Source organism: Mesorhizobium sp. M8A.F.Ca.ET.181.01.1.1 (assembly GCF_004792025.1).
Classification (GTDB): Bacteria; Pseudomonadota; Alphaproteobacteria; order Rhizobiales; family Rhizobiaceae; genus Mesorhizobium.
The window spans coordinates 12,996-34,081 of sequence record NZ_SRTV01000003.1 but is presented as its reverse complement, the minus strand read 5'-3'; the positions used below and the strand labels follow the sequence as shown (position 1 = coordinate 34,081).

Sequence of the window (21,086 nt, the reverse complement as noted above, 5' to 3'; positions counted from 1 at the left end):
CTCTTGAATTTCGCTGAGGGCAGTCTTAGAAGCAAACTTCTTCGTCGCCAGCGGCGCACCGCCCTCGTTCGTGAGGCGTATATAGTCGCCACCTACCAAAACTGTCAACACACCTTCGCAAAGTTTTTGAACTTTTTGCGACAGAAATTTTGGGCACGCTTTGTGGATAGCCGACTGCCCCAGGGGAACAGGGGATAACAGGAGGCCACGGCCACGAAGGAGCCCTATTGCCGCCGCATTGCCGTTCGACACCAAGGCCAACAAGAGAGGCGCAAGCACAGCCGTGCAATGGCGTCTTTATTGAGCCTCGAAGGGGCGCGCGCGGGAGTCTTATGAATGAAGGCACGCCGCCCGCTTTTCAGAGCGCTCTATAAGAGAAGTGCACGAGGGGAATTCGACCGGGGCCCGAGGCTTCGTTGACTTAACCTGCCGTGACAGGCAAATGTCATGGCCACAACAAAAGCGACAAGCCGTCCCGCCCGGGGAAGAAGCAGCCTTTCTGGATGCCAGATACGGAAGATGTCATAGCCGAACTCGGCAATGAGCCGCCGCTTATCGCGGATGGCCGCAGCGGCCCGCCCGATCGGCGTGAGGTTTCCGCGCGCTGGCTGTCGGGAACATTCCTCACCGGCGTGACCTCGAGCGTGCTGATGGGCGTGGCGCTGTTTGCCGCCCTAGACGGGCGCCAGCAACTGGCGACCCCACCAGAGATCGCCGAACTGATTGGCCTCGCCAGCAATGGCGATTCCGGCGAAGTGGCCAAGACCACCAGGCTGGTGGCGCCGCGCCAGATTGCCAAGGCCAAGGACCGTCGTCGCATGGAAGTGTCGATGGTTACCAAGGTCGGCGACCGCGATGTCATCCACACCATGCCTTTCGTGCAGATCAAGATGGCGCTCGCCGCCGGGCACACCACTAGCCGGCCCTACCCGCCCTTCGACCCGATGCAGGTGTTCGGCAACGATAGCGACGACGGCGCCGCCGCACAGCCGGCGGCGGCGGCGTCCGCCGCTTCCGGCCAGATCTACGGCGCCAAGGTCGAAAGCGAGATGAGCCTGAAGACCGTCGATTTCCCGATCGAGACGGCCTCCTTCGACGAAAAGGGCGACCTTTCCGCCGACGAAGTTGAAAAAGTCGTGCGCGAAGCCGGCACCGACCTCAGCGACGGCGCCGTACAGGTCGCTTCGCTCCATTATGTCGACCCGCAGCGCTTCGGCGATGCTTTTGCCGAAAGCATGGCCGGCTCCTATGACGTCAAGATCGTCCCCGAAAACGTCTCCGTGGCGCCGCGCGCCAACGCTGACGACCAGGCGCCGGCTTTCGCCGAAGAAATCATCCCTTTCACCAAGGACACGGACCTCACCGAGGCCTTTGCCGATTCGGGGTACACGGGCGACGATGCCACCGGCATGGCCGAAGCGATTGCCAAGCTGCTCAACGCCCCGGCGCTCAAGGCCGGAACCGTGTTGCGCGTCGGTCTCGAGGTCCATGGTGACGCCGCCAAGGTGGTTCGCACCAGCGTCTACGACAAGGCCACGCACATCGTCACCATCGCGCTCGACGATCGCGGTCAGTACGTGCCGGCGCAGGAGCCGGAACCCAATCCCGAATTGCTGACGGCGTTCGATGACTCGTCGGCTCCGGTGGTGGTGCGCGGCAACCTGCCGAACATTTATGACGGCATCTATCGGACCGCCTATTCCTACGGCATGTCCAAGGCGATGACTCAGCGGCTGATCAAGCTGCTTGCGTCCGATGTCGACTTCCAGTCGCGGCTCAATCCCGCCGATCGCCTCGAAGTGCTGTTCTCGCAGCCCGATGGCGATGACCAGACCTCCGACAATTCCGAGCTCCTCTACGTCTCGGCGACGTTCGGCGGAACGACGCGCAATTTCTACCGTTTTCAAATGCAGGACGGCAGCACGGATTATTTCGACGAGAATGGCAGCAGCGCCCAGCAGTTCCTGCTGCGCAACCCACTGCCGAACGGCAGATTTACCTCCGGATTTGGCGCTCGCAAGCACCCGATCCTTGGCTATGTCCGCATGCACACCGGCACCGACTGGGCAGCGCCCATCGGGACGCCGATCATCGCCGCGGGCAATGGCGTCATCGAGAAGGCCGGCTGGGCCGGCGGCTATGGCAAGCAGATCATCATTCGCCACGCCAATGGCTACGAAACCTCCTACAATCACCAGAGCGCCTTCGCCAAAGGCATCGCCGAGGGCGTGCGCGTCCGCCAGGGCCAGGTTATCGGCTATCTCGGTCAGACTGGCCTGTCCACCGGACCGCATCTTCACTACGAGTTGATCGTCAACGGCACCAAAGTCGATTCAATGCGTGTGCGCTTGCCGGTCGGCAAGGTGCTGAAGGGCGACGACCTCGTCGCCTTCAAGCGCGAGCGTGAACGCATCGACGATCTCCTGAAGCAGGAAGACGGCAACTCGCTGAAGGTCGCCAGCGCAAAGATCGAAGGCTGAGTCTTAGCCTTTGTGCTGCCGAGGTTCGGCGCGCCGCGGCCACGGCAGCGCCTCGCCGGAAATCGTCATCCACGCAATGACAGCGGAAAGCAGGCATAGCAGCGCGGTTACCGAGGAGACGGCGGAAAAAGCGGCGTCGCTGGCGGCGATTCTTGCCGCATCGAGTGCCGGCGAAAGTCCCGTTGGCGGCGGTTCGCCGAAGCCAGGCAGGCCGGGCCCGGCGTTTCCCTCCAGGGCATTGGCGTAGATCCAGGCAGCGAGCGACCCCATCGCCGCCACCGCGATCAGACCGCCGATGCGCGAGACGGCGTTGTTGATGCCGGAAGCCGCGCCGGTGTCCTTGTCTTCCACCGCCGTCATGATCGCGGTCGACAATGGCGACACGACCAACGCCATGCCGAGTCCCATCAGCGCCATCAACGGGAAGATGCCAGTCCAGAAATGGTGAAAGCCGGCATGGGTGAGCAAGGCCAGCCCGGCGAAGGCAATCGCCACGATCAGACTGCCGCAGGCAATTGGAAGACGTGGCCCGATCCGGTCCGACAGCTTGCCGACGGGTCCTGACAAAAGCGCGATCGCTGCGGACAGCGGCAGGAAGATGAAGCCGACCCCGGCCGTGCTCAGCCCCCAACCGGCTATCAGCAGCATCGGCAGGTAAAAAAGATTGGCCGACAGCGCGAAATAGAGGAAGAACGTCGCGACATTGGCCCCGGCGAAAGCACCGATGCGAAACAGGCTGAGGTCGATCATCGGCTCGCGCTGCCGCCGCTCGAACAGGATGAAGACTACAAGCAGCACGGCGCCGGCGGCAATCGTTGGACCGGCCATGCGGCTCTCGCCGCTGGCGCTCATCGAAGTCAGCCCATAAGCGAGCGCTCCGAAGGCCAGCGTCGCAAGCGCACCACCGGCAAGGTCAAGGCTGCGTTTCTGCGTCGGCGCATCGGCCGGAATCTTGGCGAGCAGCAGATAGATCGAGATCAGGCCGAGTGGCAGGTTGACGGCAAAGATCGCCCGCCAGATGCCATCGCCGAAAGCCGACAGCACCAGGCCGCCGAGCACCGGGCCGAGAGCGGTGGTCAGCGCCGAGGCCGCCGCCCAGATGCCGATCGCGCGACCGCGTTCCTTCTTCGGATAAGCCTTGGCGATGATGGCGAGACTGCCCGGCACCATGATCGCGGCGCCAATCCCCTGGAGAGCGCGAAAAGCGATCAGCACGACAGCGTTCGGCGCCAGCGCACAGGCAAGCGAGGCCGCGACGAACAGCGCAATGCCGGCCACGAAAGCACGGCGGAGCCCGAACCGGTCGCCTGCAGCACCGCCGGCGAGGATCAGCGCCGAGAGCGTCAGCGCATAGGCATTGGAGATCCACTGCGCCTCGGCAAGGCTGGCGCCGAGGTTGACGCGGATCGCCGGCATGGCGATCGCCAGGATCGACCCGTCGATGAAGCCGAGCGCCGAGGCCAGGATCGCCGCGACCAGCACATAACGCCGCTGCGATTGCGGGCAGAACGTGCCATTCGCGACCGGAGCGGTCAGCGGAACGGCGGCGGCTTCATTGGGTGAATGCATGCCACCTGATTAGACCGGCGGCGCACCGGCAACAACCAGCCAGAGACTGGTTGCCCTTGAAACCAGCCCTATTGCTAGGGATCGCATCTGCCCCGATGCAAACCGCGGCAGTCATGCTAGGTTTTCTCCAGAGCCGGGGGCAGGAGATTCGATGAAGCGTCCACTCGAAGCCTCCGTTGAGGGGCGCGGCCGTATCGTCGGTATCACCGATGGCGTATTCGCCATCGCGCTTACCCTGATCGTGCTCGAGATCAGGGTGCCGGTGCATCAGGCGATTCATTCCGAACACGATCTGCTTGTCGCCATCGCCGCACTGGCGCCCCGCTTTCTGACCTATGCCTTGAGCTTCCTGACCCTGACCATCTTCTGGTTCGGCCAGCAGGCGCAGCATGGTTTGATCGCCAAATCCGACAGGCGGCTGGCCACGCTGAACCTGTGCTTTCTCGCCTTCATCGCGCTCTTGCCGTTCTCGACCGACTTGCTGGCTGATTTCCTCGAATTCAAGACCGCGGTGCTGGTCTACTGGGTCAACCTGCTGATGCTCGGCGTCACGCTGTTCGCCAGCTGGCGCTACGCGGATAAGAACGGCTTTGTCGCGGAAGATGTTGACGCGCAGACGAGGCGCACGGTCTATCTGCGCATCGTCAAGGCCCAGATCCTGTGGGCGGTCGGCGGCGCACTCTGCCTGATCAGCCCGCTGCTCAGCGTCGGCTTCATTCTGGTCGTGCAGTTGATCTATGCCGCGGCGCCACGCGGCTCATTGCTGCGCAACGTCATCGGCTGAAGGTCCGCCAAGGAATTCCACGGTAACGCCTGGCGACACCAGCTTGGCGAGCTCGCGCGCGTCCCAGTTCGTCAGGCGGACGCAGCCATGGCTTTCGGTCTTGCCTATCTTCGACGGCTCGGGCGTTCCGTGGATGCCGTAGGTCGGTTTGTCCAAGGCGATCCAGACCGACCCGACAGGTCCGTTGGGGCCTGGCGGAACGGTAAGAATCTTGTCGTTCTCGCCTTGCTTGAAATTGATGTTCGGATTGTAGGTGTAGTTCGGGTCGAGCGCGATGCGCGACACGGCGTGGATGCCGGTGGGCGACGGCGTGTCCGCCGAGCCGATGGTGGCCGGATAGGCTGCTACCAGCTTGCCGCCACCATCGTAGGCGTACACCTCTTTCTTGGTCTTGTCGGCGACGATGCGCACGACCGGCGTAGACACCAGCTTGCCGAAATTGGCGACCTTGATGATCGTGCCGGGGCGGTTGAACTCGAGGCCCTTGTTGATCGACTTCAGATAGTTCTCGTCCATGTGGAAGCGCTCCGCCAGCGCCTCGGTGACAGAGGTGTAGCACATGCAGTTGAGCTGCGCCTTCTGACTGTAGTCTTCCGGGATGGAGGCGACATACGGCCCGGCTGCGTCCTCCGCCGTGATGGTGTAGTTGGCGAAGGCATCGCCGCCGGATTGCGAGAGTGCTGACTGGATGCCGACCGCATCGGTCGATTTGAGGCTGCTGCCGTTGATCTCGTTGTAGGCGGCGAGCGCCTTGTCGACATTCGAGCCGAAGCGCCCGTCGATGACGCCAGGCGAAGCACCGCCACGGTCGAGCAGCACCTGCAGCGCTGCCACATCCTGGCGTGCGCCCAGCGAAAGCGACGGGTCGACCGACGTCTTGCCGCCAGCGTTTGGCGGCAATGCCGCCTGGTCGGAGGGCGCCTGTTCCGTCGGATCTGCCGGCTGGAGGGGGTCTATCGACGCCTCGTTCAGCGGTTGGCGCTTGATGGTGCCCGGCTCTGCCGGCTGCGGCGCATCGGGATAATTGTTATCGTAATTGCCTTCGTCCTGCGGTGCCGGCGGATAGGCATCGACTGAATTGCTTCCGTCAGGGTCGTATTCGTCGGCTGGTGGCGGGATGACCCGGCCCTCTTCTTCCAGTTGCTTGCGGCGGAAGCGTGCCATGTCCTGGGGATCGTCGAGATAGTAGCGATCATCGTCGGCGGGGGCACGGCCGAGTTCTCGCATCCGCGTCTCGCGGCGCAGCGCCCGCCGGTCGAGCCTGGTCTGCGGCGGCTGGATGGCGATCACCTTGCCGGTATCGGCATCGACGATGACGCGGTTGCCCCTGGCATCGTAATAAATGTCGAGATTGCCGTCCTGGGCGAGCAGAATGCCGCCACTCTCGGCCGCGCGAACAGGCTGGGCCGCGCCGTCATGCGTCGGCGCCGCGAACGCGTTGGAAAACACCAGTCCCGCAGCAAGCGCCGAAAGGGTGAAGATAGTGCGCAGCATAGTAGCGAAACTCTCCGGTCCGTATGTGCCGCCGCCCGGCATTGTGCAGTTCGGCGAACCCCTTCGCCAGCAAACCAGTTACCCACCATATGGTTCCATCATGAACCGGGCATGAAGATGGCGGTCTTCCGACGCCTCGAGGAATATTAGCTAGCCCACGCCAAGCCCCAATTCCTTGCGCGCCTGCTTCGTCAGCTTCAGAGCAACCAGGCGATGACTCTCGCGCAAATAGTCCTTCAGCGCACCATCATCCATGCTCTGGCTTGTCTGACGCTGGATCCACTTCATGCCGCGGGAGGCAAGATAGGGCGCGGGGCGCAGGCCGGGCTGCTCCTTGAGCACGTCATAGGCAAAATCGGAGCATTTGAAGGTGACGAAAAGCTGCTCACCCTGATCCCAGCCACCGATCGCAAACACCTTGGTCCCGGCCTTCCAGACATGGGCGCCGCCCCATTGCACCACGTGGATCGTTGCCGGCAGCGAGCCGCAGAAGCCGTTGTAGTCGTCCAGCGTCATCCGGCCCCCCCATGATATATGAAGACGCCGCGCGCCCATACTGGACACGCGGCGTTGGATCAGGCCGCCGCCTCGGCGGCGACGATCGTCGGCCTGGAGCGGAAATTCAGCCGGTCGGAACCGGCCGTAACCTTGACCGTCGAGCCGTCGAGAATCTCACCAAGCAGGATCTTTTCCGCCAGCGGATCCTGCAGCTCCTTCTGCATCACGCGCTTCAGCGGCCTGGCACCATAAGCGGGGTCGTAACCCTTGGCCGCCAGCCACTCGACCGCCTCGGGATCCAGCGACAGCGTGATCTTGCGATCGGTCAGCAAGCTCTCCAGCCGCTTGAGCTGGATTTCGACGATGCGGTCCATGTCCTTGCGGCGCAGCCGGTGGAACAGGATCACCTCGTCGACACGATTGAGGAACTCGGGCCGGAACGATGCCCTCACCACGCCCATCACCTCGTCCCGTACGGCATCGACATCCTGGTCCTCGCCGAGATTGACCAGATATTCCGCGCCGAGATTCGACGTCATGATGATCAGCGTGTTGCGGAAATCGACGGTACGCCCCTGCCCGTCGGTGAGCCGGCCGTCATCGAGCACCTGCAAAAGCACGTTGAAGACATCGGGATGCGCCTTCTCGATCTCGTCGAACAGCACGACCTGATAGGGCCGGCGCCGCACCGCTTCGGTCAGCGCGCCGCCTTCCTCATAACCGACATAGCCGGGAGGCGCGCCGATCAGCCGGGCGACGGAGTGCTTCTCCATGTACTCGGACATGTCGAGGCGCACCAGCGCGGTTTCATCGTCGAACAGGAAGTTGGCCAAAGCCTTGGTGAGCTCGGTCTTGCCGACGCCGGTCGGGCCAAGGAACATGAACGAGCCGATAGGCCGGTTCGGATCCTGCAGGCCTGCACGCGCGCGCCGCACCGCCTTGGAAACGGCTTGCACCGCCTCGCCCTGGCCGACAACACGCTTGCCGATCTCGTCTTCCATGCGCAACAGCTTGTCGCGCTCGCCCTGGAGCATCTTGTCGACCGGAATTCCGGTCCAGCGCGACACGATATGGGCGACGTGGTCGGGCGTGACCACTTCCTCGACCATGCCGGCCTTGCCGTCCTGGGCTTCGGCCTCCTTCAGCTTCTTTTCCAACTCGGGGATCTTGCCATAGGCAAGCTCCCCGGCGCGCTGGAACTCACCCTTGCGCTGGGCAATGGCAAGGTCGTTGCGCGCCTCGTCGAGCTGCTTCTTCAGATCGGCGGCAAGCCCAAGCTTCTGCTTCTCGGCCTGCCACTTCGAAGTAATCTCGCTCGATTCCTCCTCAAGGCCGACAAGTTCCTTTTCCAGGCGGGCGAGCCGGTCCTTCGAGGCTTCGTCCGTCTCGACCTTCAGCGCCTCGCGTTCGATCTTGAGCTGCATGATGCGGCGGTCGATCTCATCCAGCGCCTCAGGCTTGGAATCGACCTGCATCCTGAGCCGCGAGGCGGCTTCGTCGACCAGGTCGATCGCCTTGTCCGGCAGGAAGCGGTCGGCGATGTAGCGGTTGGACAGCGTCGCCGCCGCCACCAGCGCCGAATCGGAGATACGCACCTTGTGGTGCTGCTCATATTTCTCCTTCAGGCCGCGCAGGATCGAAACCGTGTCCTCCACCGTCGGCTCGTCGACGAAGACGGGCTGGAAACGGCGGGCAAGGGCTGGATCCTTTTCGACATGCTTGCGGTATTCATCGAGCGTGGTCGCGCCGACGCAGTGCAGTTCGCCGCGCGCCAGCGCCGGCTTCAGCAGGTTCGACGCATCCATGGCGCCATCGGCCTTGCCGGCGCCGACCAGTGTGTGCATCTCGTCGATGAACAGGATGATATTGCCACTGGCCGAGGTGACTTCGGAAAGCACGGCCTTCAGCCGCTCCTCGAACTCGCCGCGATATTTGGCGCCGGCAATCAGCGCGCCCATGTCGAGCGCCATCAACTGCTTGTCCTTCAGCGATTCAGGCACGTCGCCATTGACGATGCGCAGCGCCAAGCCTTCCGCGATCGCCGTCTTGCCGACGCCCGGCTCGCCAATCAGCACCGGGTTGTTCTTGGTGCGGCGCGACAGCACCTGGATGGTGCGGCGGATCTCGTCGTCGCGGCCGATGACCGGATCGAGCTTGCCCGCGCGTGCGTCGGCGGTCAGATCGCGCGCGTACTTCTTCAGCGCGTCATAGCCCTGTTCGGCACTCGCCGAATCGGCGGTGCGGCCCTTGCGGACGTCGTTGATGACCTGGTTCAGCGCCTGCGCGGTGACGCCGGCCTTGGCCAGGATTTCGGCCGTCTTTGCCGATTTCTCCATGGTAAGCGCCTGCAGCAGCCGCTCGACGGTGACAAAACTGTCACCGGCCTTCTTGGCCAGGTCCTCGGCGGTCGAGAACACCTTGGCCAGCGGCTGAGCCAGATAGAGCTGGCCATTGCCACCCTCCACCTTGGGCATCGCCTCGAGCGCCGTCTCGACGCCGAGCTTGACGTCGCGGACATTGCCGCCGGCACGCTCGATCAGCGACGCGGCCAAGCCCTCGTCATCGTCGACGAGGACTTTCAGAATGTGTTCGGGGGTGAATTGCTGATGGTTGCGGGAGAGCGCCATCGTCTGCGCGGACTGGATAAAGCCGCGCACGCGCTCTGAGTATTTCTCAAGGTTCATATCTGTCTCCTTCCATCACCAGCCCGCTTTGCGGCACCGGATCAGATTGCGGTGACGGACCCGCCCATTCGAGCCGGATCCCGTTCAGCCGAGATATGGTGCATGGGGCATGCTGTCTCAAGACGCATTGATGTCTGTCAATCGATAATATTCCACGTCAGCCCAAACGAAAACGGCGGGGATTTCTCCCCGCCGTTCAATGTCTTGCGGTGCCGTTCGATCAGTTGTCGATGTCGGTGATCACGGGCTCGGCGCTGCCGCCGTCGACCGGAGCCGCGGCCGTCTCGCCCGCATCCGCATTGTCGCCGCCACCCTCGACCTGGTCGGGATTGGTGCGCGGACGGCGCGGACGCCGTGGGCGGCGAGCAGCACCGCTCTCGGCCGCCTCGTTGAGTTCGGCTTGAGCGGCCAGACCTGCCGGTGAGAAATTCTCGAACCGTGGAGCCGGCTCGGCTGCCGCCACGGTCTCGGACGGCGAAGCGGGCTCTGCCTGCACTTCAGTCTGTCCCGAGGCCTCGTTGCGCTGCTGCTGGCCGCCTTGTTCGGCCGAAGCATAGTCGCGCTGGCCGTTCTGGCCGTAGCCGCCGTTAGGGCGACGATCGCGATGGCGCCCGCCATTGTTGTTGTCGCGGCCGCTGTTGTTGCGCCCGCCATTGTCACGCCCGCCATTGTCGCGCCCGCTATTGTCACGATTGTCGCGACCGTCCCGGTTTAGCGCAACCTCGGCCGGCATGCCCTCGATCACCGGCTGCGGGCCAGCGCCGTGGTTGACCACGGGAATCTGTGGATCGGAACCAGCATTGCCGCTGCTATTGGACGCCCCACTGTTGCCGGCCCCACTGTTGCCAGCATTGTCGAACTCGTCGCGATCCTCATCGCCGTCCTCGTCGAACTCGTCGCGGTTCTGCTGGACGTTCTGGATCGGCATCTGTGCCTGCGCGGCGGCAATGATGCGATTGTAGTGCTCGGCGTGCTGGAGATAGTTCTCCGCCATGACCCGGTCGCCGGAACTTTGCGCATCGCGGGCCAAGGTGGCGTATTTTTCGGCGATCTGCTGAGCCGATCCACGGATCTTCACGTCCGGGCCGTTGCTCTCGTAGTTGCGCGTCAGGGGATTTGGTCCCTTGCGGTTGTTGTTATTGTTATTGTTATTGCCACCGCCGCCGCCATTGTTGTTGCGACCGCGCATGCGCCTGTTCTGCTGTTGTGGCCTCATTAGACTCTCTTCATAGTGAAATTTTCGAAAAACTCTTCACGAACGGAGGCGCTCATGCAGCCAGCCGTTTCGTTTCTTCACCGGCGTTCGCCCGCATCGATTGCGTTGGCGCCACGTGCCATCCTGTTCCGGTTACATCACTTGCCGGACGATTCCCGCACGAAGCTTGGGCGTCGTTTGCGCAAGAAGGCAGCTATTTCCAAGGAAACCGAATCGCTAAGAGCACTGCCTGCTTCGTCTCATCCGGTAAGGCGACCCTAGCTGCATTCCCCGGCATTGCCAAGCGGTTTTTTCGCACTGCGTCAAGGTGTTGCCCGTTGAAAAACAAGAACCCTGTCGTTTCCGCCGAGATCGCAAAACACCTCGCCGCCCGCGTAACCGGCCGCGCCAAATATATCGTTGACCTCGTTGCTTTGCGTGTGGCCGATCTCGACCGCAATCCTGCCTTCGGCTTTCAGAAACCTTGCCGCCTCGGCGGCGATGATCCTGTAGGGGTTCAACCCATCCACGCCGCCATCCAAGGCCAGGCGCGGGTCGAAATCGCGGACTTCGTCCTGCAGATTTCCAATGTCTTGCGAAGGTATATAGGGAGGGTTTGCGGCAATTACATGGTATCGGCCGGAAACTTTTTCGAACCAGTCCGACTGAACCGTCATGAACCGGCCGCCGAGCCCGAACTGCACGGCATTGCGGGCCGCCATTGCCAGTGCGCCGGCGGAAATGTCGACACCGGTGGCGGTCGCCGCCGGCACGACGCTCAGCAGCGCCAGGGCAATGGCGCCCGTGCCGGTGCCGAGGTCGAGGATGCGGCATACCCCCTCCCGTGCGGCCACCGCCTTGACAAAGGGCAGCACCGCCTCGACCAGTGTCTCGGTGTCCGGTCGCGGCTCCAGCGTCTCCGGTGACAGCGACAGGCGCAAACCGTAGAATTCGCGATAGCCCAGGATGCGATGCACCGGCTCGCCACCGGCTCGCCGTCTCAGGGCGTCGTCGATCGCGGCGATGGCGTTTGCGTCGATCATGCGTTCGGGGTCGGCGATGGCCTGCGTACGCGTCGTGCCGGAATAGTGCTCGACGATCAGCCGCGCATCGAGCGCGGGATCATCGACACCGGCCGCGGCAAGATTGGCCCGCGCTTTCCGCAGCAGCGGCCCCAGCGCCTCGGGCGAATGCTCAGCCATCGAGGCCGATATCGGCCAGCAGCTTCGATTGGTGATCGGCGATCAGCGCCTCGACGATTTCGTCGAGTTCACCCATCATCACCCGGTCGAGCTTGTAGAGCGTCAGGTTGATGCGGTGGTCGGTGACGCGGCCTTGCGGAAAATTGTAGGTGCGGATGCGCTCCGAGCGGTCGCCGGAGCCGACCTGCGACTTGCGCGATTCGGAACGCTCCTCATCCGCCTTGCTGCGCTCCATGTCATAGAGCCGGGCCCGCAGGATCTGCATGGCCTTGGCCCGGTTCTGGTGCTGCGACTTCTCCGCCTGCACCACCATGATACCGGTCGGCAGATGGGTGATGCGGACCGCCGAATCGGTGGTGTTGACGTGCTGGCCGCCGGAGCCCGAGGCACGCATCGTGTCGATGCGGATGTCCTCGGCCCTGATGTCGATGTCGACCTCTTCCGCTTCCGGCAGCACGGCGACGGTGGCGGCGGACGTGTGGATGCGCCCGCTGGCCTCGGTTGCAGGCACCCGCTGGACGCGATGCACCCCGGACTCGAATTTCAGATGGGCGAACACACCCTTGCCCGAGATCGTGGCGATGATTTCCTTGAAGCCGCCGGCATCGCCGTCGCTCGCCGATACCGTTTCGAACCGCCAGCCGCGTTCGGCGGCGTAGCGCTCATACATGCGAAACAGGTCGCCGGCGAAGAGCGCCGCCTCATCGCCACCGGTGCCGGCGCGGATTTCGAGGATGGCGTTCTTGTCGTCGGCGGCATCCCTGGGCAGAAGCAGGATCTGGATGTCCTTCTGCAGCGCCTCGATGCGATCTTCCACTCCAGGCAGATCGGCTTCGGCGAGCGCCCGCATCTCGGCGTCTGTGCCCTTGTCGGCGAGCATCGCTTCGAGGTCGGCCTGCTCATGCTCGGCCGAGCGCAATTCCCTGACCTTGGCCACCATGTCCTGCAACTCGGCATATTCCGATGCCATCTTCACATAGGCATCCGGCGCCGGTCCGGCCGACATCTGCGCTTCGAGCATCTCGAAACGCTTAACGACTTGATCCATACGATCGCGGGGCAAATTGACCATGATGCGGGTGCTACAACGGGATCGAGCGGTCGTCGGCGAAGGCCTGCAGCAACGCCCGCATCGGCAGCCCTTGCGCCGGCGCCATCAGATTGTCGTCGAAGAAAGCCTTCAGCTCCTCCAGCGGCAGCTCCGTCAGCATCGCCTTGACCGGGCCGATCGAGGCTGGCGACATCGAGATCGAGCGGAAACCGAGGCCGATCAGCGCCATCGCCGAGATCGGCTTGCCGGCGAGTTCACCGCACAGGGTGACGGGCGTATGATTGCGTGCGCCGGCGTCGGCGATCTGCTTGAGCACGCGCAGAAATGGCGCCGAGAGCGTGTCGAAGCGATTGGCCAGTTGCGTATTGCCGCGGTCGACCGCCATGACGAACTGGAACAGGTCGTTCGACCCGACCGAGACGAAGTCGACCGCCTTCATTAGTTCGTCGAGCTGGAACAGAAGCGACGGCACTTCCAGCATGGCGCCCAGCTTGAGACTGGTCGGCAGGTGGTGGGCGAAGCGTGAGAGATGCCGCACCTCGCGGTCGATGATTTCGCGCGCCTGGGCGATTTCGCCAAGTTCGGTCACCATCGGCAGCATCAACTTGAGTTCACGCCCGCCGCTGGCCTTGAGCAAGGCGCGGATCTGGGTGCGCAGCAAGCCCGGCCGGTCGAGCGTCAGGCGGATCGCGCGCCAGCCGAGCGCGGGATTTTCTTCCTGGATCGCGCCCTTGAAGTAGGGCAGCACCTTGTCGCCACCGATGTCGATGGTGCGGAAGGTGACCGGCTTGCCGCGCGCGGCCTCGAGCACGTCGCGATAGAGTTTTTCCTGGGCCTCGGCGCGTGGAAAGGTCGAAGCGACCATGAATTGCAGTTCCGTGCGGAACAGGCCAATGCCGGCAGCTCCCGCCTCGGCAAGCTGCGGCAGGTCGACGGCAAGCCCGGCATTCATCAGCAGATCGACCTGGACACCGTCCCTGGTCGTCGACGGCTTCTTGCGCAGCTCGCGGTAGACCTCCTGCCGGCGCGCCCGGAACCGCACCTTTTCGGCATAGGCGGCTTCGAGATCGGACTGCGGCCGCAGATGGATCGCGCCTTCCTCGCCGTCGACGATGATGGGGTCGCCGTTTTCCGCCATGGAAACGGCGCCCTTCATCTGGCCGGCGACCGGAATACCCATGGCGCGCGCGACGATGACGACGTGGCTGGTCGCCGCGCCATCCTCGAGCACCAGGCCACGCAGCTTGTCACGCGGATAATCGAGCAGTTCGGCAGCGCCCATCGAGCGGGCGACGATGATGGCGTCCTTCGGCAGCGAGGCCGCGACATCCTCGGGCCCGCGGCCCATCAACTGGCGGAGCAGCCGGTTGGCGAGATCGTCGAAATCGCTCATCCGCTCGCGCAGGTAGGGATCGGTCATGTGCAGCATGCGGGCACGCATGTCGCTCTGCACCTTTTCCACCGCCGCTTCCGCTGTCAGGCCGTTGCGGATCGCCTCTTCCAGCCGGCGCACCCAGCCGCGGTCGTTGGCGAACATGCGGTAGGCTTCCAGCACCTGGCGATGCTCGCCCTCGAAGGCGACATCGCGGCGTTCCAGCATGTCGTCGATCGAGAGCCTGAGCGAACCGAGCGAGGCTTCGAGCCGGCGGACCTCTTCCTCGCTGTCCTCGTTGAACAGATTGGTGACGACGATGCGCGGCTCGTGCAGCACGACATGGCCAAGCCCGACGCCGTCGTTGAAGGACAGGCCGGTGAAGCTGACGGGCCGGCGCAGGTCGAGTTCGAGGCCCGGCCGGGTCAGCCGCGCCAGATCGCCGGTGGCGATCATCTCGGCGATGACCATGGCGGTGGTTTCCAGCGCCTCGACCTCGTCGTCGCGGTAGTGGCGCATGGTCTTGTTCTGGACAACCAGGACGCCGAGCGTACGCCCTGCCCTGAGCACCGGGACGCCGAGGAAGGAATTGTAGATCTCCTCCCCGGTCTCCGGCAGGTAGGCGAAGGCCGGATGTTCCTGTGCGTTGGACAGGTTGAGTGGCCTGGCACTCGCCGCGATCGTACCAACCAGGCCTTGTCCCAGCCGCAGTTGCGCCAGGTGGACAGCGTTCGGGTTCAGGCCTTCGGTGGCGTAGAGTTCGAGCACCGAATCGGCGCGCAGCACATAGAGCGAGCACACTTCGGCGACCATGTTGGAGGCGATGTCGCGCACGATGCGGTCAAGCCGCTCCTGCGGCTCCAGCGGCTCCTGCATGAGCTCGCGGAGCCGTTTCAGCAAAACGCGCGGGCCGCTGGCCTGGTCACGCATCGCGGCTTCTTCTCCAATGAAACACTTGCCGCCGCAGTTTCCGCCGCGGCCGGCATGCGCGCAACAACTGATTCAGTCTTGCTACTGCTTATCCAGACCGTAGACGGAATGCAAAGTGCGAACCGCCAGTTCGGTATAAGGACCGTCGATCAGTATCGAAATCTTGATCTCGGAGGTGGTGATTGCGCGGATGTTGATCGCCTTGTCGGCCAGCGCCTTGAAGGCGGTGGCGGCAACACCCGCATGGCTCCTCATGCCGATGCCGATGACCGAAACCTTCGACATGCCGGCTTCCGACTGCACGACATCGTAGCCGATCTCGGCCTTCAGCCGGTCGAGCACGGCCAGCGCCTTGTCGACATCGCCCGACGGCACGGTGAAGGTCATGTCGGTCAGCTTGCCGTCCTCGGAGATGTTCTGGACGATCATGTCGACATTGATGTTGGCCTCGGCCAGCGGGCCGAAGATACCGGCGGCGACGCCTGGCCGGTCGCCGACACGGCGCAGCGAAATCTGCGCCTCGTCCTTGGCGTAGGCAATTCCGGTGACGACCTGCTGTTCCACGATCTCTTCCTCGTCGCAAATGAGCGTTCCCGGAGGATTGAGCAAATCCCCCATTCCGGGCGCATCGGGATCGTCGAAGGACGACCGCACGAAGGTACGCACCCTGTGCACCATGGCAAGCTCGACCGAACGCACCTGTAGAACCTTGGCGCCGAGCGAGGCCATTTCAAGCATTTCCTCGAAGGAGATCTTGGCCAGCCGGCGCGCCTTCGGCTCGATGCGCGGGTCGGTGGTGTAGACCCCGTCGACGTCGGTGTAGATGTCGCAGCGGTCAGCCTTGACCGCGGCGGCGATCGCCACGGCGCTGGTGTCGGAGCCGCCGCGGCCAAGCGTTGCGATGCGGTTGTCCGGTCCGATGCCCTGGAAGCCGGCGACGACCGCCACCTGCCCCTCGCCAAAGCGCTTGACCAGGAAGGCGCCGTCGATGTCGAGGATGCGCGCCGCGCCATGCGCGTTGTCGGTCTTGATCGGGATCTGCCAGCCCTGCCAGGAACGCGCGTGCACGCCCATGTTCTGCAAGGTGATGGCAAGCAGGCCGGCCGTGACCTGTTCGCCGGAAGCGACGACCGCGTCATATTCGCGTGCGTCGTGCATTGGCGAGGCCTCGCGCGTCCAGCCGACCAGTTCATTGGTCTTGCCGGCCATCGCCGAAACCACCACCGCCACCTCGTGGCCGGCATCGACTTCGCGTTTGACGTGACGCGCCACGTTGCGGATGCGGGCGATGTCGGCGACGGAGGTTCCGCCGAATTTCATCACGATACGCGCCATGGAAGCGAAATGCCTTTGACTGGAGCCGGCCCGGAGCCGAAAACGGAAGAAAAGCGCCCGGCTGGCGCCGGCTGCTGGATGCGCGGCCTCCTTAGCCAAATGAGGAAGGTTTCGCAAGGCTGACCGCAGCAACACGGAATATTGCCTTCCAGGCCGGCGCCGCTTACCAAATGCTGCTTGCGGGGAATTCCTTTGGTTCGGCATAACTGATGATTGCTCGTCTTCGGCGCGCCATGCGATTGCAACCGCTCCCGATTGTCGCCGGCTTCGCCGCGCTGGCGTTGATCGTCGGCGCCCGAGCCGTGCTCGTCGAGAGCCAAAGGGCCAATCGTGCCGCCGCGCGCGAAACAATCGAATACCAGGAGCAGCTTTCCGGGCTGCTTTCACTGGCGCAAGACGCCGAGAGTAGTCAGCGCGGCTACCTGTTGACCGGTGAAAAATCCTATCTGGAGCCTTATCGGAAGGCCGTCGAGGCAATTCCGGGACAATTGGCGCGGATCGAGAGCGCGGCCACTCCCGACGACCAGATCGTCCAGCAGATCAGCCACATCAAGGAAGCGCTTTCGCAAGAGCAGGCTGAGTTGTCCCAGACGATCGCCCTCTATGATCGAGGCGATGCGGCAAAGGCCCTGCAACTGGTCCGCAGCGGCCAGGGCAAGGCGGCCATGGACGAAATCCGGGCCAGCATGGACACGATCCGGCGTATTGGCGCCGCCGCCGTGGCCGCGCGAGACGAGCAAACCGACCGGGTCGAGGCCTGGTTGCGCATCGGCTCGCTGGCTGCGTTGCTGGCGATTTTCCTGCTTGGCGTCTGCACCATCCGTCAATCCCGCCGCCGCTTCCGCGATGTGCTCGTCGTCCAGGAAGAGCTGATGCGCAAGAACATCGAGCTCGGCAACGAGATCCAGACGCGGGAAAATGCCGAATCCCAGATGCGCCAGATGCAGAAGATGGAAGCCGTCGGGCAGTTGACCGGTGGGATCGCTCACGACTTCAACAACATGCTGGCGGTCATCCTCAGCGCGATGAACCTTGCCCAGCGCAAGCTGAAACGGGGCGAACATGACATTGAAAAGCTTGTCGAGGCCGCGACGGACGCGGCCAGCCGTGCCGCCGATCTGACCTCCCGCTTGCTTGCCTTCTCCCGCCTGCAGCCTTTGGCGCCGCAGGTTGTCGACACCAACCGGCTGTTGACCGGCATGTCCGATCTTCTGCGCCGGGCCCTGGGTGAAGGCATCCGCATCGAAACCGTGCTTGCGGGCGGCCTGTGGAAAACCCATGCCGATCCTTCCCAACTTGAGAACGCGATCCTCAATCTGGCCGTCAATGCCCGCGATGCCATGGATAATGACGGCAAGCTGACCATCGAGACCGTCAACAGCCACCTCGACGAGGCTTATGCATCGACGCATGCCGAGCTCGCGCCTGGCCAATATGTGATGATCGCGGTAACCGACACCGGTGCGGGCATGTCGCCCGAGGTCATCGCCAAGGCCTTCGAGCCCTTCTTCACGACGAAGCCGGCCAACAAGGGCACGGGACTTGGGCTGAGCCAGGTGTTCGGCTTCGTCAAACAGTCGGGCGGCCACGTCAAGATCTACTCCGAGCCCGGCGAAGGCACGACGATCAAGATCTATCTGCCCCGGTTTTTCGGACCAGAGGAGCCGGCATCGCCCACCGGGCGCGGCAAGAGCGCCGCCAAAGTCACCGAGACGATCCTCGTCGTCGAGGACGACGCCCGCGTGCGGGCTGCCACGACCGACGTCATGCGCGACCTCAGCTACACCGTCATCCATGCGGCAGGTGGACCGGAGGCCCTTGAGAAGCTCGCCGCGACACCCGGCATCGCCCTGCTTTTCACCGACATCGTCATGCCGGTGATGAATGGCCGCAAGCTCGCCGAAGAAGCGCTCGCGCGCCAGCCCGGATTGAAAGTCGTCTTCACCACCGGCTTCACCAGGAACGCCGTGGTCCACAACGGCGTGCTCGACCATGACGTGCACTTCCTGGCCAAGCCGTTCACCATCGAGCAGCTGGCGGCCAAGCTGCGCGACGTGCTGGACTCGAAATAGGCTGGCCTTTGGTCGGCCAGTCACTTTGTCAGCATTGAAAATTGTTGCCTTGACATTCGATGCCTCACGCCCGACTTCGTAGCGTCCGAGGAGACCAACCTATGCCTGAGCCCCGACGATCGACGATCGATGCCGGAGAAGTGGAACGCTTTTCCGCCCTTGCCGCCGAATGGTGGAACCCGAACGGCAAGTTTCGTCCGCTGCACAAATTCAATCCGGTCCGGCTTTCCTATATCCGCGACCAGATCGCGGCGCGCTTCGGCCGCGACCCGCGTGCGGCGCGGCCGTTCGAGGGCCTGCGTATCCTCGACATTGGCTGCGGCGGTGGCCTTTTGTGCGAGCCGATGGCGCGGCTCGGCGCCGAGGTGATCGGAGCGGACGCCTCCGAAACAAACATCGAAGTGGCGAAACTGCATGCCGCCGAGGGCAATGTGAGCATCGACTATCGCGCCACGACGGCGGAAGATCTCGCCGAGGCCGGCGAAAAATTCGATGTCGTCCTCAACATGGAAGTGGTCGAACATGTCGCCGACATCGACCTGTTCGTCGCCAAATGCGGCGAGATGGTCAAGCCCGGCGGCATCATGTTCGTGGCCACCATCAACCGCACGCTGAAGGCGCTCGGCCTCGCCATCATCGGCGCCGAATATGTGTTGCGCTGGCTGCCGCGCGGCACTCATCAGTTCGGCAAGCTGGTGCGCCCGGAGGAGCTGGAAAAGGCGCTGGACGGCGCCGGCCTGACCATCATCGACCGCACCGGCGTCACCTACAATCCGCTTGCCGACCGCTGGGCGCGGTCGAAGGACATGGACGTCAACTATATGGTGCTGGCGGAAAAGGGATCGGTCTGATCAGCCAAATCCTCAGCCTCAGCCGCCGCCGATACCCACTGCCGGAGCCGGCGGCGGGGCTAAAGAAACTTAGGCGGCCTGGCTCTGCGCCCTCGTAGCGGTCTGGCTCTGCGCCTTGGTGGTGATGAACACGCCGGCGGTGATGATGACCGCGCCGACCCAGGTCAGCAGTTGATAGTGCTCGCCAAGGAAGATCGTACCGGCAAACAGCCCAACGGCCGCAGCGACATAGCCGATCTGGCTGAGATAGACCGGGCCGCCCACCGCCTGCAGCCGGAAGAAGAAAGCAAACATCGCCGATGCCGAGGCCATCTGTGCCACGACGATGAGCGGCACGGTGCCGAGCTGGGCGAAGGCCTTGCCTCCAAGCAAGGTCAGGATGCCGACGAGCAGCATCGCCGCGGACGCCAGATGGCTGCCGACCGCGAGTTCGATAGGACCGGTTCCTTCCGGCCAGTCGATGGTGCGATAGATGTTGCCGGCGGCAAGGCTGACGGGAATGAGCAGGCCCATGATGACCCAGAAGACATCGGCCGGCTGGCCGGCCTCGCCACGCGTCACCGCCACCATGACCGCGCCGACGAAACCGACGGCGATGCCTGATATGGCCAGCATGTTGGGCCGCCGCACGCCGAGCAGGATCGACAACACCAGCGTGACGACGGGCGACAGCGTGAACATGATGCCGGTGTAGCCGGCGCCCAGATGCGGTATGGCCGAGAACATCAAAAGGTTTGGCACGGCATAAGACACTGCGGCGGTGACGAAGAAATAGCGAAGCTTGTGCGCCGTGAGCCGGATGCGCTGGCCGCGCAGCAGCAATACGACGAGAAGCACGCCGCCGGCGCCGAGCGAGATGACGAAGGCCCAGACCATGGCCGGCACGCCGGCCGCCGTGGCGAGCTTGCCGAAAGGCAGCGTCAGGCCAAGCAGCCCCCCGGTGACGATCAGCAGGCCGAGCGCCGAATCCCAGAGAAGTTTCATGATCGATCCCTGTCCGCACGGCTCTTGGCCGGCATTGCATCTTGGGATAAGATAATGGAAAGATTCTTAACGTCAAGATACATTACGGTGAGATAGATGGACCGTGCAGGGAAAGCCGTCGAGCAGTGGAAGCGGGAGCGGCCGGACCTAGACGTATCACCGATGGCCGTGATCGGGCGCTTGAATGAGGTCTCCTCGCTGATCGCCCGCGACCGCCTTGCGCCGCTCTTTGCCCGTTTCGGATTGCAGGCGGGAGAGTTCGATGTGCTGGCGACGCTGCGCCGCTCAGGCTCGCCTTACGCGCTGACGCCGACGGCGCTTTACGAGGCGACGATGGTGACCTCCGGGGCCATGACCAACAGACTGGATCGGCTCGAAACATCCGGCCTGATCCAGCGCGCGCCACACCCCAACGACCGGCGCGGCATCATCGTGCGGCTGAGCGACAAGGGCCTTGCGCTGATCGACGAGGCTGTCACCGCCCATGTGGCGAACGAGCATCAGATCCTGTCCGGCCTGACGCTGACCGAAAGAGAAACACTTTCGCGTCTGCTGGAAAAACTGATCAGCAGCGTGAGCTAAGTG

At 63.7% G+C, this 21,086-nt stretch carries 15 protein-coding genes; 5 read left to right on the top strand and 10 right to left on the bottom strand.

Going from position 1 to position 21,086, the window contains the following annotated elements:
* Positions 1-503 precede the first annotated feature (503 nt).
* The gene (locus tag EN824_RS12840; protein WP_167531484.1) at positions 504-2,480 is read left to right on the top strand and encodes a M23 family metallopeptidase; all 1,977 of its coding nucleotides are present in this window, start codon (positions 504-506) and stop codon (positions 2,478-2,480) included.
* A gap of 3 nt (positions 2,481-2,483) precedes the next feature.
* On the opposite strand, the gene EN824_RS12835 is transcribed toward EN824_RS12840, so the two are convergent.
* Positions 2,484-4,049: an MFS transporter gene (locus EN824_RS12835; RefSeq protein WP_135914937.1), complete on the bottom strand. Its 1,566-nt coding sequence runs from the start codon at positions 4,047-4,049 to the stop codon at positions 2,484-2,486.
* A 151-nt stretch (positions 4,050-4,200) separates the two neighbouring features.
* On the opposite strand from EN824_RS12835, the gene EN824_RS12830 reads away from it, so the two are divergent.
* Positions 4,201-4,833, top strand: a complete 633-nt coding sequence (locus EN824_RS12830) for a TMEM175 family protein (RefSeq protein ID WP_135914936.1) — start codon at positions 4,201-4,203, stop codon at positions 4,831-4,833.
* On the opposite strand, the gene EN824_RS12825 is transcribed toward EN824_RS12830, so the two are convergent.
* The 8 genes from EN824_RS12825 to EN824_RS12790 all read right to left on the bottom strand — a co-directional run bounded on the left by EN824_RS12825 (position 4,807) and on the right by EN824_RS12790 (position 16,594).
* Positions 4,807-6,327 carry a L,D-transpeptidase family protein gene (locus EN824_RS12825; RefSeq protein WP_127280792.1) on the bottom strand — a complete coding sequence of 507 codons (1,521 nt, stop codon included), beginning with the start codon at positions 6,325-6,327 and terminating at the stop codon, positions 4,807-4,809. The genes EN824_RS12830 and EN824_RS12825 overlap by 27 nt on opposite strands.
* A 150-nt stretch (positions 6,328-6,477) precedes the next feature.
* Positions 6,478-6,843 (bottom strand): MmcQ/YjbR family DNA-binding protein, encoded by a 366-nt coding sequence (locus tag EN824_RS12820; RefSeq protein WP_127280793.1) that lies wholly within the window; start codon positions 6,841-6,843, stop codon positions 6,478-6,480.
* A gap of 59 nt (positions 6,844-6,902) precedes the next feature.
* On the bottom strand, positions 6,903-9,509 hold the full coding sequence (clpB, locus tag EN824_RS12815) for an ATP-dependent chaperone ClpB (RefSeq protein WP_135914935.1): 2,607 nt from the start codon (positions 9,507-9,509) through the stop codon (positions 6,903-6,905).
* A 220-nt stretch (positions 9,510-9,729) separates the two neighbouring features.
* Positions 9,730-10,725, bottom strand: a complete 996-nt coding sequence (locus tag EN824_RS12810; RefSeq protein ID WP_135883452.1) for a DUF4167 domain-containing protein — start codon at positions 10,723-10,725, stop codon at positions 9,730-9,732.
* A gap of 302 nt (positions 10,726-11,027) precedes the next feature.
* Positions 11,028-11,906, bottom strand: coding sequence for a peptide chain release factor N(5)-glutamine methyltransferase (gene prmC, locus EN824_RS12805; RefSeq protein WP_127278442.1), 879 nt, complete (start codon positions 11,904-11,906; stop codon positions 11,028-11,030).
* Positions 11,899-12,978: a peptide chain release factor 1 gene (prfA, locus tag EN824_RS12800; protein WP_135914934.1), complete on the bottom strand. Its 1,080-nt coding sequence runs from the start codon at positions 12,976-12,978 to the stop codon at positions 11,899-11,901. Before prfA ends, prmC begins: the two co-directional genes overlap by 8 nt.
* A 10-nt stretch (positions 12,979-12,988) precedes the next feature.
* The gene (gene ptsP, locus EN824_RS12795) at positions 12,989-15,259 is read right to left on the bottom strand and encodes a phosphoenolpyruvate--protein phosphotransferase (RefSeq protein WP_127278444.1); all 2,271 of its coding nucleotides are present in this window, start codon (positions 15,257-15,259) and stop codon (positions 12,989-12,991) included.
* Positions 15,260-15,340: 81 nt separating this feature from the next.
* Positions 15,341-16,594, bottom strand: a complete 1,254-nt coding sequence (locus tag EN824_RS12790; RefSeq protein WP_127278445.1) for an aspartate kinase — start codon at positions 16,592-16,594, stop codon at positions 15,341-15,343.
* Between the two features lie 233 nt (positions 16,595-16,827).
* Between EN824_RS12790 and EN824_RS12785 the strand changes: the two genes are divergently transcribed.
* Both EN824_RS12785 and ubiG read left to right on the top strand, forming a co-directional pair.
* Positions 16,828-18,666, top strand: coding sequence for a CHASE3 domain-containing protein (locus EN824_RS12785; protein WP_135915243.1), 1,839 nt, complete (start codon positions 16,828-16,830; stop codon positions 18,664-18,666).
* Between the two features lie 101 nt (positions 18,667-18,767).
* Positions 18,768-19,517, top strand: coding sequence for a bifunctional 2-polyprenyl-6-hydroxyphenol methylase/3-demethylubiquinol 3-O-methyltransferase UbiG (gene ubiG, locus EN824_RS12780; RefSeq protein WP_127278446.1), 750 nt, complete (start codon positions 18,768-18,770; stop codon positions 19,515-19,517).
* A gap of 69 nt (positions 19,518-19,586) precedes the next feature.
* Here the strand turns inward: ubiG and EN824_RS12775 are convergent, their stop codons facing one another.
* Positions 19,587-20,501, bottom strand: coding sequence for a DMT family transporter (locus EN824_RS12775; RefSeq protein ID WP_127872289.1), 915 nt, complete (start codon positions 20,499-20,501; stop codon positions 19,587-19,589).
* A gap of 96 nt (positions 20,502-20,597) precedes the next feature.
* Here EN824_RS12775 and EN824_RS12770 point away from each other — a divergent pair, with 96 nt between their 5' ends.
* Complete coding sequence (locus EN824_RS12770; RefSeq protein WP_135932364.1) at positions 20,598-21,083, top strand: MarR family transcriptional regulator; 486 nt, start codon at positions 20,598-20,600, stop codon at positions 21,081-21,083.
* Positions 21,084-21,086 lie beyond the last annotated feature (3 nt).

Excerpts from the sequence above, each read along its gene's own strand:
- EN824_RS12840 (WP_167531484.1), top strand. The coding sequence starts at position 504 with ATGCCAGATACGGAAGATGTCATAGCCGAACTCGGCAATGAGCCGCCG.
- EN824_RS12835 (WP_135914937.1), bottom strand. The coding sequence starts at position 4,049 with ATGCATTCACCCAATGAAGCCGCCGCCGTTCCGCTGACCGCTCCGGTC.
- EN824_RS12830 (WP_135914936.1), top strand. The coding sequence starts at position 4,201 with ATGAAGCGTCCACTCGAAGCCTCCGTTGAGGGGCGCGGCCGTATCGTC.
- EN824_RS12825 (WP_127280792.1), bottom strand. The coding sequence starts at position 6,327 with ATGCTGCGCACTATCTTCACCCTTTCGGCGCTTGCTGCGGGACTGGTG.
- EN824_RS12820 (WP_127280793.1), bottom strand. The coding sequence starts at position 6,843 with ATGACGCTGGACGACTACAACGGCTTCTGCGGCTCGCTGCCGGCAACG.
- clpB (WP_135914935.1), bottom strand. The coding sequence starts at position 9,509 with ATGAACCTTGAGAAATACTCAGAGCGCGTGCGCGGCTTTATCCAGTCC.
- EN824_RS12810 (WP_135883452.1), bottom strand. The coding sequence starts at position 10,725 with ATGAGGCCACAACAGCAGAACAGGCGCATGCGCGGTCGCAACAACAAT.
- prmC (WP_127278442.1), bottom strand. The coding sequence starts at position 11,906 with ATGGCTGAGCATTCGCCCGAGGCGCTGGGGCCGCTGCTGCGGAAAGCG.
- prfA (WP_135914934.1), bottom strand. The coding sequence starts at position 12,978 with ATGGTCAATTTGCCCCGCGATCGTATGGATCAAGTCGTTAAGCGTTTC.
- ptsP (WP_127278444.1), bottom strand. The coding sequence starts at position 15,259 with ATGCGTGACCAGGCCAGCGGCCCGCGCGTTTTGCTGAAACGGCTCCGC.
- EN824_RS12790 (WP_127278445.1), bottom strand. The coding sequence starts at position 16,594 with ATGGCGCGTATCGTGATGAAATTCGGCGGAACCTCCGTCGCCGACATC.
- EN824_RS12785 (WP_135915243.1), top strand. The coding sequence starts at position 16,828 with ATGCGATTGCAACCGCTCCCGATTGTCGCCGGCTTCGCCGCGCTGGCG.
- ubiG (WP_127278446.1), top strand. The coding sequence starts at position 18,768 with ATGCCTGAGCCCCGACGATCGACGATCGATGCCGGAGAAGTGGAACGC.
- EN824_RS12775 (WP_127872289.1), bottom strand. The coding sequence starts at position 20,501 with ATGAAACTTCTCTGGGATTCGGCGCTCGGCCTGCTGATCGTCACCGGG.
- EN824_RS12770 (WP_135932364.1), top strand. The coding sequence starts at position 20,598 with ATGGACCGTGCAGGGAAAGCCGTCGAGCAGTGGAAGCGGGAGCGGCCG.